The organism is Arthrobacter sp. DMZ02-1R (assembly GCF_057747935.1).
The window spans coordinates 367,977-383,031 of the sequence record NZ_CM173230.1 but is presented as its reverse complement, the minus strand read 5'-3'; the positions used below and the strand labels follow the sequence as shown (position 1 = coordinate 383,031).

Genomic DNA, 15,055 nt, shown 5'->3' with positions numbered 1-15,055 from the left:
CCCTACGCCTCCACCGCCTGCCCCTCGATGACCGCCTTGAGCTGCTCAAGCTGGACTACTTCGTCTTCCATGGTCTTCTGAATCACGGGGTTCATGAGTTTCTGCAAACCCTTGGGGTGTAACTCCAGCGCGAACCGCAGGCGCGTGTTTGGGCCTTCAGTGCTGAGATAGTACCCACCAGTGGGGCGCGCAGGACCCGCGACGACGGCGAAACGCACTTCCGCGCCGGGCCGGGCCTCGGTGATCTGGAAGTCAGCTGCGATCGGCCGCCCGCCAGGGCCTGTCAAGGTCTGCTGATAGACGGCCCCCTTTTTGCCAGCATGTCCGGAACGGAGGGAAATGCTGCGGATTCCGCTGCGCCAGAGGGGATTGTTCAAGCCGTCCACAAGGAACCGGTAGACGGTCATGGCGTCGCGCCCAATGAGTACTTCATGTTCTGCAAATGCCACGGAATCCTCTTTCGGCGTTACGGCTCATAGGCATAGCCGGGTTCCCCATGACACAGCAGCTAACTGCTACAGAATAGTCAGACGCGGCTCGGGGCAACACACCCGCGTCGCGCCTTAACCGAATCTTTACGAGCTCAGCGCCAAACTTGATGCGACCGTGACAGCGGCGGAAGAAAACGCGCCAGCAGCCGGTGAGTCTGTGTCTGGATCGCCGCGTTATCTGCGCTAAGCTGGGATCTGCTCCGGCTGGTTTGCGGAGTAATGCGGGCGTAGCTCAATGGTAGAGCGCTAGCTTCCCAAGCTCGATACGCGGGTTCGATTCCCGTCGCCCGCTCCATTTTCCCTAGCAGGGCATCCTTGTCCGGCCCCTCGGCGGCCGTCCGGATACAAGGCGCCCAACCCTGAAGGGTGTATCGTCAGGAGCTAGGAGCCATTTCGGCTCTGCTCTAGGGAGCAATCATGGCTGACAAATCACCTCGCCAAGCTGCATCGAAAAAATCCGGCAAATCCATCAAAGAAAAGCGTGCGGATAAAAGGGCTTCAGAGTCCTCCGCAACCACGGTGGCCAAGCCGGCAACCGGCAACAAAAAGTGAGCGGCCATATAGGCGCCATGACCCTCGGAATCCTTTCCTCATCGCGGAAGCCGGACGAGCGCCGGCTTCCAGTCCATCCCCTGCATCTGGAGCGCATTGCTCTGGAACTCAGGCAGCACATCCGGCTGGAGCGCGGCTACGGCGAGCGCTTCGGCTTTTCGGACAGCCAGCTGGAGCCGTTGGTCGGTGGCATGGCAAGCCGTGAAGAATTGATCGCCGAATCAGATGTCATTCTCCTGCCCAAGCCGCAGCCGGAAGACCTTGCCGATCTCCGTGACGGGCAGGTCCTCTGGGGCTGGCCGCACTGCGTCCAGGACCGGGCGATCACCCAGCTCGCCATCGATAAGAAGCTGACCTTGATCGCGTTCGAGGCGATGAACCACTGGGCCAGCGACGGCGGCTTTGGCCTCCACGTCTTCCACAAGAACAACGAGCTTGCAGGCTACTGTTCCGTCCTCCACGCCCTTGCCCTGACTGGCTCCACCGGTGATTACGGGAGGCGCCTCAGCGCCGTCGTGATTGGTTTCGGAGCCACAGCGCGTGGCGCGGTCACCGCCCTGAACGCCCATGGCATCCACGACGTCCAGGTCCTGACAAACCGCGGCGTCGCGGCGGTCGGCTCCCCCATCCACTCGGTGCGGATCGTGCAGTTCGACCACGACCAGAACGCCCCGTTCCTGAGTGAAGTCATTACTGATCGCGGCCGCCTGCCGTTGGCCCCATTCCTCGCCGCGAGCGACATCGTGGTCAATTGCACCCTGCAGGACCCGAACTCGCCGCTGACTTACCTGCGGACTGAGGACCTTGACGCGTTCCAGCCGGGAAGCTTGATTGTCGACGTATCCTGCGACGAAGGCATGGGCTTCAGTTGGGCGCGGACCACGACCTTCGCCGAACCCATGTTCACTGTGGGCGACCACATCAACTACTACGCGGTGGACCACAGCCCGTCCTACTTGTGGAACTCGTCCAGCTGGGAGATCAGCGAAGCGCTCCTGCCGTTCGTCGAGACCGTCATTTCGGGCCCGGAAGCCTGGGACGCCAACGAGACAATCTCCCGTGCCATCGAGATCCGCGACGGCATCATCCGAAACCCGGACGTGCTGCAATTCCAAGGGCGCGCGGCCGACTACCCGCACCTTGTGGCCTAAGCGGACTCTGGTTCAAACGCCCCGACAGCCGGGCGCCTGGCAGGCGCCCGGCTCAGCCGCGTTCGGCACTACGCCGACTGCGCGACGATCCGCACCATCCGGCGTCGGTCCCGGACGTTCACTTTGAGCCGCAACTCAGACTTCCGCGCGAGCACGACGGCGACCGTCGCCGCTGCGAGCGCCGGCACCCCGCCGGACACCAAGAGCGCTGCATACGGGTTCAGGTGCTCGGCGAGCCAGCCCATCATGGGTCCGCCGATGGCTTGGCCACCGATGAGCACCATGATGTAGAGGCTCATGACGCGTCCGCGGATGCTCATGTTGGCGCTAACTTGGACCAGTTGGTTGGCGGCGGTCAGGAACATGAGGCACCAGAACCCGGAGAGAACCATGGCAACGGCGAGCCACACCATGGACGGCGCCAACGCAGCCAAGCACAGCATCAAGCCGTACATCCCGGCGGACAGGACCACTGAGCGCAGACGCAATTGGCGGCGACGGGCCGAAGTGATTGCTCCGGCGAGCGCGCCAAGGGCAACCATGGCGTTGAGCAAGCCGTAGCCGCCGGCGCCCGCATGGTAGATGTGGTCCGCGAAGGCGGCGAGGAGCACAGGCAGGCTCATCGCGAAGACCGCTACAAAACCGGCCATGAGCCATGGCCAGTAGATGGTGGGCTTGCTCAGCGCGTAGCGCAGGCCTTCCTGCAGCATCCCCTTGCGTTTTGGCACAGGCGTGCTGACAAAGAGTTCGTTCTTACGGAGCATGAGGAGCATGGTGACCGTGGAACAGCACGCGACGGCGTTTGCGGCGAAGGCCCAACCCGCGCCGACCGCGGTCAGCAGCACGCCAGCCAGGGCGGGCCCAATCAGGCCGCCCAGTTGGAACGTGGTGGAGTTGACGCTGATGGCGTTGCGCAGGTACTTCGGCCCCACGAGCTCGTTGACGAAGACCTGCCGGGCAGGCTGGTCCAGGACGGTCACGAGGCCCAGGACAAACGCAATCACGTAAACGTGCCACACCTCGATGCAGTGGCTCAGCGCCAATATGGCAAGGATGGCCGCGAGGCCGGCCGCGACACTTTGGCACAGGATGAGGATGCGTCGCTTGGGGAAGCGGTCCGCCATCATGCCACCCCAGGGGCCTAGGAAAAGCGCGGGCGTGAACTGCAATGCCACGGTTATTCCGACGGCGGTGACGGAGCCGGAGAGCTGGAGTACCAGCCAGTCCTGGGCGATCCGCTGCATCCAGAGCGCAATCACGGCTACGAAGTGGCCAATGGCGAAGATCCTGAAGTTGGGTACTTTGAGGGAAATGAATGTGTGCCGCCAAGGTAGCCGTTCGCTCACGACGGCGATCGGCTGGGTGGCTGTGTCCGAGTAGTCAGCGGCGACTGAATTTCTGCTGCTTGCGACGAGTGAATCGATGGAGGATTGGCTGACATGTGCCGCTGAGGGCGGTGGGGGTGCCAAAAGAAGTCCTTGGATAGACGTTTCGCTGGGATGCACTTAACGCTAAGTTGAGCGCCCACAATTATGGAAGTGAATTGGCTATATAACTAGCATTGCGAAATGCAATACAGTACCGTGAGCAACGGTAATCCCACCTTTCAAGGAGCCTCGTGTTCGAGCCAGTGCAGCTGCGGTCCTTCTTGGCCGTAGCCGAGACCCTGAGTTTCACCAAGGCCGCCGAGCGCCTCGGCCTGGCCCAGCCCACAGTGAGCCAGCACGTGAGAAAGCTGGAAACGGCGGCAAAGCGGGCGCTCGTGGCGCGCGACACCAGGGATGTGCGGCTCACGGACAATGGCGACGCAATGGCGGGTTTTGCCCGGAACATCCTGGCGGCCCACGATTCCGCGGCGAGGTATTTCTCCGGTTCCGCCATGCGCGGCCGGCTGCGCTTCGGAACCGCCGACGATCTTGCCATTACGGGCCTGCCGCGAATCCTTCGCGAATTCCGGCAACTGTATCCCAAGATCAACCTCGAACTTACGGTGAGCCAGAGCGACCAACTCTACAAACGCCTCAACGCCGGCCAACTGGACCTGGTGTTCGTGAAGTGGGTGGGCGAGGCCAAGGACGGCACCGTGGTCCGGCATGACAACTTTGCCTGGGTCGGCGTCGAACAGACCGTGTTGGATCCCGCAAGCCCCGTGCCGCTGATCTGCTATCCAGCACCGAGCGTCAGCCGCAAACTGGCCATCGATGCCCTTGAGGCCATGGGCAGGACGTGGCGGGTCACCTGCTCCACCAAGCAGATCGCGGGCGTCCTGGCGGCGGTACGCGCCGGCATCGGCGTTGCCGTCATGCCGTCGTCGCTGGTTCCCGAGGACCTCACGGTGATCACCCGGCGCTTCGGCCTCCCACCCGTGGGCGAAGTCGACTTCACCCTCATCCGCAACCCGCTCGCGAACGCAGAGGTAGTGGATGCGCTCACGCAGGCGATCATCGGCAGGACGCTCAACAAGCAGGCCTAGTCCCCACGGATCCGGGAACTCGAGGTGCCGAACTAGAGGTGACTAGGCTCGGGGACCAATGCCCGCGCGGCCAGGAGGATGGTCTGGACAATCGCCTTCCGTCGCCGCTCCACCCTGCCTGATCCCTTGCCAGCCATGAGGCCATCCAGCTCCGGCAGTACCGGCCAGGCGTCACACAGCGCAACGATGGTGAGCATCAGATCGGCCGCGTCTTCCTTGGAAGTGCCCGGCATGGCCCGGATGACACCGTCAACCTTGTTACGGCAGTTCGCGGCCCGGTCAGGGCGGTTCACCACGTAGTCACCCCGCTCCAACCCCTCCCAGAACAGCAGCCTCGGCAGGGTGGCGTCTTGATGGTGGTGGTCGAACAGGCGTCCGGCATAGTCGGCCAAGGCTTCGGGACCACTGCCCTCGATACGGACTTCGTCCACCACCTTGCTGAGCTGGGACGCGATCACGGCGTCGAAGAGGAGATCTTTCTTGCCGAAGTACTGATAGATGCGCTCTTTGTTGACTCCGGCCGCGGCTGCGATGCGGTCTACCCTGGCGCCGGCGAGTCCGAATTGGCAGAACTCGGCGGTGGCCGCCTCAAGGAGGAGGCGCTTGGTCCGCTCGGTATCCCATGCCATGCACCCATCTTAACAGATTCCAACCAAGTAGTTGCAGTTTTCGCGAGTGGCGTCTAGTCTGAACTCACCCGGAAAGCAACTAATTAGTTGGAGAATTTTATGAGCCCCCAATCCCCAGTTACCGCACCCGTGGACACCGCCGCGCCTGCGCCGGTTTCCGCGCCCGTGCCTTCTGTTCACGCGCATTCCGCGCACGTCCCTTCTGTGCACGCTCGCGCCGTCATCACTTGGCTGGCCATCTTCCCCCTCGTGGCGATCGGCCTGACGATCCTTGGTCCGCTGACCGAATCCTGGCACCCTGCCTTCCGCGCCCTCGTCCTGACGCTCCTCGTGGTTCCCACGGCCGTCTACTTTGTTGTTCCGAAACTGTTCGCTGGCTATGGCTCCTTGAAGAGGCGGCAGGCAAGGAAGGCCGACTCCGGGGCCTAGGCTGTGTCAGGCATCACCCGGCGATCGAGCGGCCACGCGCTAAACTTGTCACGTTATGAACCGCACAATGTTTAAGTCCAAGATCCACCGTGCCACGGTGACCCATGCCGACCTGCACTATGTAGGTTCTGTGACGGTCGACCTGGATCTGCTTGATGCTGCGGACATTCTGCCCGGCGAGCTCGTCTCGATTGTTGACGTCACCAATGGGGCGCGCCTTGAGACGTACACCATCGCCGGCGAGCGCGGATCCGGCGTCATCGGCATCAACGGTGCCGCAGCGCACCTGGTGCACGTGGGCGACGTCGTCATCCTCATCACCTATGCGGAGATGACCACCGAAGAGGCCAAGGCCTACCAACCCAAGGTTGTCCATGTGGACAGGTCCAACAAGATCGTCCAGCTCGGCAGCGATCCCGCCGAGGGCCTCACTCCGGGCCTCATGCGCCCGCCGCACGCCCTCAACAACGCCGACCTGAACTAGGCTCCCCTTCCCCGCGGGGCACACCCCTGGCGCCGTCCACATGGCGGAACATCCCGCCGTCGAGCCTCGCGGCCGAATAAAGCTGATTTAGGCTGGGTCTGTGAACCCACGCCGTCCCGCGCAAATCCCCCTCCGGATGCCGTAGTGCTGGGCGTCCTTTCCGGGTTCTTCGTGGTGTGGGCCATCATCCTGGTGGGCATGTTCGTCGGCAAGCGCGGGATCCTGGGCGACAATGCGCGTTCGGTCCTCAGCGGACTGACTTTCTTCGTCGCGAGCCCTGCGCTCCTCTTTGAAACCCTCGGCAAGGCGCACCTTCACGAAATCTTCGCTGCTCCGCTGCTGGTCACAGCCGTGGGGGCCGTAGCCACAGGCACCCTGTTCTTCGTCATTGTGAAGTTCTGGCTCAAACGTTCCCTGCCTGAATCGCTCATGTCATCCATGAGCGCTTCCTTGGCCAACTCCGCGAACCTCGGCATCCCCATCGCAGTGTTCGTCCTGGGCGACGCCAGCTACGTTGCACCGCTGCTGATCTTCCAGCTCGCATTCTTCACGCCCATGTACCTGATGGCGCTCGATGCCAGCACCAGTAGCCACCGCACCACTCCCCTGCGATTCGTCTTGATGATCGTGCGAAACCCGATGATCGTCGGATCGGCCCTCGGCTTGGTGGTGGCCGGCACGGGCTGGCAAGTGCCCTCGCTCATCATGGAGCCGATCCATCTGATCGGCGGCGCCGCCATTCCGGCGATGCTGATGGCGTTCGGCATGAGCCTGAACGGCTCGCGTCCATTGCAAAAGGACACAGGCCGCCGCTTGGACACCTTGCTGGCCAGCGGCTTCAAGCTGTTCGTCCACCCGTTGATGGCCTACCTGTTTGCCCGCTTCGCGATGGGTTTGGAGGGACACGCGTTGTTCGCAGTGGTGGTCACTTCGGCACTGCCCACGGCGCAGAACGTCTTCGTCGCAGCAAGCCGTTACAACACCGGAATCACCGTCGCCAAGGACACCGTCCTCATCACCACGGTGGTGGCCGTCCCGGCAATGATCGCCGTGGCACTGCTGCTTGCCTAAATCTCCGCAAGCAAGGACGCCAGTTATCCGGAAGCGTGCGTCTAAGCGAGGGACGAGCGAGCACGCGGAGGATGGCTGGTGTCCTTGCGCCTACTCTTCGTCCACCGAGTCCAGGTACCTGTCCAGGAGCTGCGCGCACCGGATGAAACCCAAGTGCGAGTAGGCCTGCGGGTGGTTGCCCAGGTGGGTCTCAGTGCCGGGGTCGAACTCCTCTGGAAGCAATCCCGTTGGCCCAAAGAGCGCCACGAGCTGGTTGAACAACTCCAGCGCATCGTCCAGCCGGCCCACGGCAAGGTACGCCTCAATCAGCCAGGTGGTGCAGATGTGGAACCCGCCCTCCAAACCCGGCAGGCCGTCGTCGTACCTGTACCGGAACACGGTGGGGCCCACCCGGAGTTCCCGCTCGACGGCGGTGACGGTGTCCAGGAAGCGCTGGTCGCGGACATCCAGGAGGCCGGAAAGTCCGATGTGCAGCACAGCCGCGTCCAGGTCCGGGCTGTCGTAAGCCACGGTGTAGGAGCTGGCGGAATCATCCCAGCCCTCGCGGAGGACCTCGGAGCGAATGATGTTGGCCGTCTCCTCCCACGCGGCTCCAATTGGGCGACGGAACCGGACCGCCGTCTGCATGGCCCGGTCCAGCGTCACCCAGCACATCACCTTCGTGTAGATGTGGTGTCTCGGTGCGCGCCGGGCTTCCCAGATGCCGTGGTCGGGTTCGTGCCAGCGGGCCAGGACGGCTGAGGCCATCTGCTCCATGAGTTTCCAGTGCCCGTCCGGCAGGGTGCCGCGACGTTTGCTGAGCCCGCGGATGAGCTCGGCGATCGGTCCGAAAACGTCCAGCTGCACCTGGTGGTCCGCCGCGTTCCCGATCCGCACGGGCCGTGAGCCAGCGTAACCGGGCAGGCTTTCGATGATGGCCTCCGTGGACAGCGGGGAGCCCGTCACGGAGTACAGGGGGTGCAGCCATTCCGGTCCGGGTGCGTTGTCAAGGATGCGGCCCAGCCAGCGGAGGAAACCGTCCGCTTCCTCGGTGGAACCGAGATCCACTAGCGCGTTTACTGTCATGGAACCGTCGCGGAGCCAGCAGTAACGGTAGTCCCAGTTGCGGGTACCACCGATCCCTTCCGGCAGCGACGTGGTTGGTGCCGCGAGGACTGCCCCTGTGGGTGCGTGCACCAAGGCCTTCAGGACCAGCGCCGAGCGGCGCACCAACGACGGTTTCATGTCGGGCAGTTCCAGCCCGCGGACCCACTGCCGGGATTGGTGCGCGACGGCGGCCCGCCGGGCGAGCTCTCCGGCGGGGTCCGGCGTCGTCGGCTCAGTGTCCCCGCACCTGAGGTTCATGACTACGGGACCGTACGTGAGGCTGACTTCCGCGGTGGCGGTGCCGTGCTTGCCGTCGCTCGTGACGGTGAAGGAGACCCCGGGAGCGAAGAGGATGATGGGGTCCGAAGTGCCCACGACGTGCAACTCTTCGCCGCGGATTTCCATGTTGAACGGAGCGTTGGCGTAGTCCGGGCGTGGTGCGAAAACAATCCGAGCGCTGCCGGTTCCGGACAGGACACGGACCAGGCTGGTGATGCCATCCGGTGCGGGTTCAAGGTAGTCGGTGACTGTGACGTCGGCCCAGCGCGTCTCCACGATCATGGTGTTGTCCACGTAGCGCTGGCCCAGCACCTTCGACGTCTTGACCGGTTCCACGCTGAAGTGGCCGGCGGGATCGCCACCGAGGATGTGGGCAAACAAGGAGCCGGAATCCGGGAGGGGATGGCTCATCCAACAAATCTTGGCCTCCGGGGTGAGCAGCGCAGTGGAGGTCCCGTTGCCGATCATCGAATGCCGCTCCAGCCCCACTGCGTCCTCGCCAAACAGCCACGCCCGGCGGAGTTCGAACAGAATGGCGAGCACCTTGGCGAAGGATTCCGGGTCCGGCAGACGGTGGCGCGCCGAGGTTTCCCCGTCGCCCACGTGCAGCCCAAGATCCGGGCCACGTAGGGTGGCGATGGCGAGTTCATCGCTGTCCGCGTCGCCTGCAAAAAGGGCCGCGCTGGCCCCCAACTGTGTTCGCAGATGCTCCAGCGCGGCGTCCTTGGAGGGCTCCACGATGGAGAGGTCCAGCACTGACCCGTCCACGATGAAGAACAGGCCCAATTCCCGGGCGATCTGGTGCGCCTCGCGCGTCACGCGTGCGACGACGGCAGGCGTCGCCGGCCTTGTGTGGATCGCGACGGCCACGGGCTTGCGCTCGATGCTGATGCCCTTTTCGAAGCCGATGGATTCGTTGAGGGCGGTGGCTGCCTGCTGAAGGACGGCCTCCGTGGCCATCGAAATGCCGTACGCGTAAGTCATGTCGAACTCAGCGCCGTGCGAACCCACCAGGTGGACCTCTGCCGGGAGCCTGGAAACAGCGGCCAAGTCCCGCAGGGACCTACCTGAGATGACGGCCGTGTGCGTGTTCGGCAGTGCGGCCAGTGCCCGGAGCGCGACGGCGGCACTCCCGAGTGGCAGCGTTTCCGTGGACACGCCTTCGGCCGCGCAAAGGGTCCCACCGTAATTGCAAGCCACCAGGAGTCCCGGAGTTCGGGCGAGCATCCTCAGTTCCGCGAGGAGTTCCGGGGTGATGCCGTCGTGGGCGGCCTCGGACTGGGCGAAAGTCCGCAGGAGGCCGAGCGGAAGCGATTTTGTCAGCAACGCCGAATCGGCCACGGACAAATTGAGCGGAGTAGCCATGGGGACGATCCTTCCGGGGTGGATTCGTCCAGTTTCCGCTCGCGGAGTTTCGCCTCCATGACCCGCGCATTGCCGGGGTGTAACGCTTCCGAGTTTCCTCGGCAGGGCGCGTCACGCCAGGCATTCTTTTGGTCCGGCGCAGCGGTGCGTTCCGCGCAATTCCGCGGTAGGCCGCCGTCGTGCGCTTCAAAAGTTTGCTCGGCGTGACGCGAGCCGGGCGTCAGCTACACCCGGGTCAGGCCCACAGCTTCCGCGACCAGGTCCACGGAATGCAGGCGCTGCTCCGTGCCGGTGCTTTGGTGGGCCACGATCAGTTCGTCGGCGTCGGCATGGCGGGCAAACTCATCGAGGTAGTCACGCACCACCTCTGGCGTGCCGACTGCCGAGTACTTCACCATTTGGGCGATGTGCTGGCCTTGCGGCGAATCGAGGATCAGGTCCGCTTCGGCGTCGGTGAACTCGCGGCCACCGCCCAGGAAACGGGAGACGCGGTCCCGCTTGACCTCAAGGAACAGCCGTTGGGCCTCCGCCGCCGAATCCGCAGCCACCACGTTCACTCCCGCGATCACGTACGGCTCCTGCAGTTGCTCAGACGGCTTGAACTCGCGGCGGTAAATGGCGACGGCGTCCTGCAGCGCGTTGGGCGCGAAGTGCGAGGCGAAAGCGTAGGGCAGGCCGAGCTGCGCGGCAAGGTGCGCCCCGAACAGGGAGGAACCGAGGATGTAGAGCGGCACATTGGTGCCCTTGCCCGGCGTCGCTTCGACCCCCTCGATGCGAGTGGGTCCCGTGAGGTAGCCCTGCAGCTCCAATACGTCCTGCGGGAACGTGTCCGCGGCCATTGGGTCGCGGCGGAGTGCACGCATGGTGTTCTGCTCGCTGCCGGGTGCCCGTCCGAGGCCAAGGTCGATGCGGCCCGGGTGCAGCGTCTCGAGCGTGCCGAACTGCTCAGCGATAGTGAGCGGCGAGTGGTTGGGCAGCATGACCCCACCGGCACCGAGCCGGATGGTACTCGTGTTGGCAGCGATATGGGCAATAAGGACGCTCGTGGCCGAGGAAGCGATCGAGCCCATGTTGTGGTGCTCGGCGTACCAGATCCGACGGTAGCCGAGCCGCTCGGCCAGTTGCGCCATGGCGACGCTCCCGGCGAAACTCTCCGCCGCCGTCTGGCCTTTGCCAATGATTGCCAGGTCGAGGATGGAGAGGGGAACAGTCACGTTGGTGCCGGCCTTTCGAAGGTGGTTTCGTTCAAGCGGCCGGTTTCCCGGCCACTCTTGCGACAACGACGGCGGTGGCCGGGTTATTTCGTTAACTTGCGTGGGTTCCGTCTCAGCTTGTGAAGATGCCCTTGCCGGTCTCCATGTCGATGGGGAGGGAAGAGTGCTCGTGGGCGATCTTCCAAGCGCCATTCTTCTTCTCAAGGCAAACGGTGAAGCGGTTGGTCATCGCCCTGAGCCGTTCGCCTTCCGCCGAGATCCCGGCGAAGGTGACGGCCGCATGCCCGAAAGCCACGTCCTCCCCTGCGACGGACTGCACATCGTTGAATTCGACCTGCACGCGCTCGTCGCCAAGTGAGGAGAACCATTCGCCCGCCATCGACCGCCAAGCATCGATTCCCGTGTATTGCCATTGCCCCCAGGAATCGTAGATGTGGACGTTGTCGTCGTAGAGCGCCGTGAACGCATCCACGTCTTTCGCGTGGACGGCGGCGGCGTAGGAATCCAGTGCCTGTGCAACCGGGCTTTGTTCGTTGCTCACGAAAAAGTCTCCTCTGATGTGGGCCGTTGTGTGGGAAGCCTACACCGTGGCTGTTATGTGACCCTCTCGGCGGTTCGCCCACCGGCATGGAAGTCATTGCTTGGAGTCCGAATCTCAGATACACGGCAGATCCGCGGCCTCATCACCACTGGGGCACGCAATGGGATCGGCTAGTGAGACACAATTCCCGGCCTCGGCTCCGTCAAGCATGATGGGGCCGCGCCCTTCCGCAGGATGCGGCAGGGACCTACCATGACTCTGGTGAGGGGGCCGCGATGCGTCGCTTCGGTTCTGTAGGTCGCGTTTGTTCGGTTCTTGGCGTGCTCGCAGTCGGGGCGCCCCTGTTCTCGTCGTGCGGCTCCCCCAGGGTGTGCCCGGCTGTCGGCTACAGCTCGTCGGTGACCTTGCACGTCACGCCGGAGCGCGCGGCGAATCTCGCCACACTCGGCATTGAGCTGTGCCAGGACGGCACGTGCCACAGCCTTTCTATCAATGCCTTGATGCCGCTCACACCCGGTCCCATCCCCCTGCCGACCTCGCCTGGTGCGCCCCAAGCGGTGCCCTTGCGCATGGCGGACGGAAGCATCGTCGTTCGCATCGAGGCGGGCATCAACGACGACCCACTCGATCTCACGACCTCGGGCACCAACACCTCTGGCTGGTCGATCGGCATGAGCCATGCGAGGCTCAAGCCCACGACTACATACCCTGACGGCCGTGACTGCGGCGGGCCGACGACGGCCGTGGCCACTCTCGACGGGCTCGGCCTCCATGCTGGCTAGCCTTTGGGTCACGGTGTCTCCGTCGCAGGCGAGGGACGTGCAGCGCCAGAGGACGCGGTTTCTTGATGGCTGTGTGAGTTGCTTCCGACGGTTCCGGCTTGGTGACTGCGGCCGCGGGGGCGCCGGACGGAAGGCGCGGGAGGACGCCGGTGGGCGTGTGAAAGAGCCAGAGAGACAGTATTCGGTAGGCATGCCAATCGCCTTCGGTTACCCGCAACGAGACCGTTTGCTGATCAGTGCCGGTCCTTTGGACCCGTACGACGCCGAGGGTTACCGGTACGGAGCCGGGCAGACGAAGCACTGCAGTCTTTGCGTCGCTAAGGTGCCCGCTGGGCGTCCGGACAGACACGCCACCGACTGAGATATCGAGAAGGGTTCCCTGCGCGCCGTTGATTTCAATTGCGGCGGTGACGGGGAAGCGATGGGCGTTGCGTCGGGAGGTCGCGAACGCTTCGGCCCGGATCCTTCTCATTCCCATGGCGAGGAAGACGGCTGCAAGAAGCAGCCAACTTGCTGCGGCAACCGTTGAAGCTGTTCCGGCAGAGGAGGGAGCGACGCCCATCACCCCTGCGGTCGCATAGCCGATAGCCGTCAAATTGGCCAGAGCCAACACGCCTAGGATCCGGGGCGCAGAACCTTTGGTTCGGGAGCCCGCCCCGCCCTTGGGTGTGACCTCGAAATTGAGACTTCTGCGCGTCATGAGCCACCACAGGCACGCCAGACCGACAGGAATGCGGAATATCCGGAGGGCGAATGCAGTTGGCCAGTGGATTTGCTTGCGCATCAAGTGTTTCGCTCCCCAAAGACGTGTCATGAAAGTCAGCGTGAAGACTGTGGAGAAAGTTACAGGGTCGACCGTCGTCGTGGTCGCACCGGAGAACAGCAGAATCATCGGAACCAGGAACGCGATGACCGTGCCGACGCCTTCAAGCCACCACACAGTTCCGTTGAGGTACTCGTGGTAGTTGCGCCAGGACATCCATCGCTTGGCCGCCCAGAGCCGTTCGCGGGTGAGGATCTGCATGCAGCCCAGGCCCCATCGGCGGCGTTGGAGGAGATACTGTTCCGGAGTGGCCGGTGCCAAACCCAGGGCAAGTGTCTGGTGGTGGTAGACGGTCTTCCAGCCGCGTCGGATGAGTTTAAGGGTGGTATGCATGTCTTCGGTGATGGTTTCCGTGGCAATACCCCCGATCTCGCGAAGCGCCTGCCGGCGGAGCAGCGACGTGGACCCGCACCAGAACGGCCCCGCCCCGGCGGTGTTGCGGGCCCGCATCTGGACGTTGAAGAAGAGGCCCTGCTCGCCCGTGATCCCGTCGTCGTCGAATGCCCCTGCATTGTAGAAAGCCTGCAGACCCTGCACCAAAGCGATGTCCTTGTCCGCGAACCATCCCAAAGTCGCGGTCAGGAACGCCGGTAGGGGAACGTGGTCACAATCCAGAACCGCGATGATATCGATACTGGGCGAACCTTCCGCTTCCTCCTCTGTCATCAGTTGCAGGGCATGGTTCAGGTTCCCCGCCTTGGCGTGATCGTGGACTTCGCGCCGGACATACCGCGCCCCGTATGCCAGACACAGTTCCCGGACCCATTCCCGGTCCCCGTCATCAAGTACCCATGTCTGGTGCGCCGGTTCAAGCGCGCAGGCCGCGGCTATCGTGGGCGTCAGCACCTCGGCGGGTTCGTTGTAGGTAGGAATCAGGACAGCGACTACTGGAATCTGTTGCGCTCCGGGCAACGGATCCGGCCGTCGGCTGTCAATATTCCACAGAGTCACCACATTGACCACTGCCGCGCCGAACGGAAGGGCCTCGAATATGACCAGAGCCCATGATGCGAGCAGATCGGGTCCGGCCAAAGGCATCGTGTAGGCGATACGCCACAGGATGTACACAAGAAGCGCCGCGGCTGAGGTTACTCCGCCGACATGGGCCATTCGACGCTGATGGGTCTGTTCAGCTTCCGGCGAACCGAGGTGGGCGGCCCAACCGGCAACGCCTTCCCGTGCCAGGCTCCGCGCATCGAGACGCCGGCGACGCCCGGACCCGCGTTCGGCAAGATCGCCGCCGTCGGGGTGCCGGCGTCGGCCGCGCTGGCGTCGGCCACTGCTACTCAAGTTCATCGGCGGCAGCGGGCCGCGGGGACGTCGGCCGGAGCTACCGGGCGTGAGATCAGGTAGCCTTGGGCGGTGTCGCAGGCCATGCCACGCAGCGCAGTGAGTTGCGTAGTTCGCTCGACGCCCTCTGCCGTCGTCTTGGCATCCTGCTGGCTGTACGGCGTCGCATTGCTTTCAATGTCCCTCACCGACTGTTAATATCACGCCAAGACCGAAAACCGACGCCGATTCGCTGCTGAGGGATGAATAAATGCGTGGCATTCTGGCAACTTGAAATCATCAATGGTATCGCCGCGCGAACTCGCCGACCATTGTCACAATCAAGATCGTGCCGTGGGCCGAACGAGGATTCGGAGCAGCCTGCCCCTGGCTTCCATCGAAACGTGAGATCTCGG

At 63.7% G+C, this 15,055-nt stretch carries 15 protein-coding genes and 1 tRNA gene; 7 read left to right on the top strand and 9 right to left on the bottom strand.

What is annotated here, in order from left to right:
- Positions 1–2: 2 nt before the first annotated feature.
- On the bottom strand, positions 3–449 hold the full coding sequence (locus AC3ANQ_RS01780; RefSeq protein ID WP_488303522.1) for an SRPBCC family protein: 447 nt from the start codon (positions 447–449) through the stop codon (positions 3–5).
- A 263-nt stretch (positions 450–712) separates the two neighbouring features.
- Between AC3ANQ_RS01780 and AC3ANQ_RS01775 the strand changes: the two genes are divergently transcribed.
- The 3 genes from AC3ANQ_RS01775 to AC3ANQ_RS01765 all read left to right on the top strand — a co-directional run bounded on the left by AC3ANQ_RS01775 (position 713) and on the right by AC3ANQ_RS01765 (position 2,194).
- A tRNA-Gly gene (locus AC3ANQ_RS01775) sits at positions 713–786 on the top strand.
- Between the two features lie 122 nt (positions 787–908).
- A complete protein-coding gene (locus AC3ANQ_RS01770) occupies positions 909–1,043 on the top strand; it encodes a hypothetical protein (protein ID WP_264637052.1) in 135 nt (44 codons plus the stop codon).
- Positions 1,044–1,060: 17 nt separating this feature from the next.
- Entirely contained in the window at positions 1,061–2,194 is a 1,134-nt protein-coding gene (locus AC3ANQ_RS01765; protein ID WP_488303521.1) for a N(5)-(carboxyethyl)ornithine synthase, read from the top strand.
- Between the two features lie 68 nt (positions 2,195–2,262).
- Here the strand turns inward: AC3ANQ_RS01765 and AC3ANQ_RS01760 are convergent, their stop codons facing one another.
- Positions 2,263–3,663: an MFS transporter gene (locus AC3ANQ_RS01760; protein ID WP_488303520.1), complete on the bottom strand. Its 1,401-nt coding sequence runs from the start codon at positions 3,661–3,663 to the stop codon at positions 2,263–2,265.
- A 149-nt stretch (positions 3,664–3,812) separates the two neighbouring features.
- On the opposite strand from AC3ANQ_RS01760, the gene AC3ANQ_RS01755 reads away from it, so the two are divergent.
- On the top strand, positions 3,813–4,667 hold the full coding sequence (locus AC3ANQ_RS01755; RefSeq protein WP_488303519.1) for a LysR substrate-binding domain-containing protein: 855 nt from the start codon (positions 3,813–3,815) through the stop codon (positions 4,665–4,667).
- Between the two features lie 32 nt (positions 4,668–4,699).
- On the opposite strand, the gene AC3ANQ_RS01750 is transcribed toward AC3ANQ_RS01755, so the two are convergent.
- Entirely contained in the window at positions 4,700–5,296 is a 597-nt protein-coding gene (locus AC3ANQ_RS01750) for a TetR/AcrR family transcriptional regulator (protein ID WP_488303518.1), read from the bottom strand.
- 99 nt (positions 5,297–5,395) lie between these two features.
- On the opposite strand from AC3ANQ_RS01750, the gene AC3ANQ_RS01745 reads away from it, so the two are divergent.
- The 3 genes from AC3ANQ_RS01745 (at position 5,396) to AC3ANQ_RS01735 (ending at position 7,280) form a co-directional block, all read left to right on the top strand.
- A complete protein-coding gene (locus AC3ANQ_RS01745) occupies positions 5,396–5,725 on the top strand; it encodes a putative antibiotic biosynthesis monooxygenase (RefSeq protein WP_488303517.1) in 330 nt (109 codons plus the stop codon).
- 55 nt (positions 5,726–5,780) lie between these two features.
- Positions 5,781–6,209, top strand: coding sequence for an aspartate 1-decarboxylase (panD, locus tag AC3ANQ_RS01740; protein WP_184739749.1), 429 nt, complete (start codon positions 5,781–5,783; stop codon positions 6,207–6,209).
- Between the two features lie 144 nt (positions 6,210–6,353).
- Complete coding sequence (locus AC3ANQ_RS01735; protein WP_488303516.1) at positions 6,354–7,280, top strand: AEC family transporter; 927 nt, start codon at positions 6,354–6,356, stop codon at positions 7,278–7,280.
- A 90-nt stretch (positions 7,281–7,370) separates the two neighbouring features.
- On the opposite strand, the gene AC3ANQ_RS01730 is transcribed toward AC3ANQ_RS01735, so the two are convergent.
- From AC3ANQ_RS01730 to AC3ANQ_RS01705, 6 genes are all read right to left on the bottom strand, one after another.
- Complete coding sequence (locus AC3ANQ_RS01730; RefSeq protein WP_488303515.1) at positions 7,371–10,010, bottom strand: trehalase-like domain-containing protein; 2,640 nt, start codon at positions 10,008–10,010, stop codon at positions 7,371–7,373.
- 224 nt (positions 10,011–10,234) lie between these two features.
- Positions 10,235–11,224, bottom strand: coding sequence for an LLM class flavin-dependent oxidoreductase (locus AC3ANQ_RS01725; protein ID WP_488303514.1), 990 nt, complete (start codon positions 11,222–11,224; stop codon positions 10,235–10,237).
- A gap of 112 nt (positions 11,225–11,336) precedes the next feature.
- Positions 11,337–11,765: a YybH family protein gene (locus tag AC3ANQ_RS01720; protein ID WP_488303513.1), complete on the bottom strand. Its 429-nt coding sequence runs from the start codon at positions 11,763–11,765 to the stop codon at positions 11,337–11,339.
- A gap of 385 nt (positions 11,766–12,150) precedes the next feature.
- Positions 12,151–12,456: a hypothetical protein gene (locus AC3ANQ_RS01715; protein WP_488303512.1), complete on the bottom strand. Its 306-nt coding sequence runs from the start codon at positions 12,454–12,456 to the stop codon at positions 12,151–12,153.
- Positions 12,457–12,464: 8 nt separating this feature from the next.
- Complete coding sequence (locus tag AC3ANQ_RS01710) at positions 12,465–14,666, bottom strand: glycosyltransferase family 2 protein (protein ID WP_488303511.1); 2,202 nt, start codon at positions 14,664–14,666, stop codon at positions 12,465–12,467.
- Positions 14,663–14,848 carry an EAL domain-containing protein gene (locus AC3ANQ_RS01705; RefSeq protein ID WP_488303510.1) on the bottom strand — a complete coding sequence of 62 codons (186 nt, stop codon included), beginning with the start codon at positions 14,846–14,848 and terminating at the stop codon, positions 14,663–14,665. The genes AC3ANQ_RS01710 and AC3ANQ_RS01705 overlap by 4 nt, the downstream gene beginning before the upstream one ends.
- Positions 14,849–15,055: the final 207 nt, after the last annotated feature.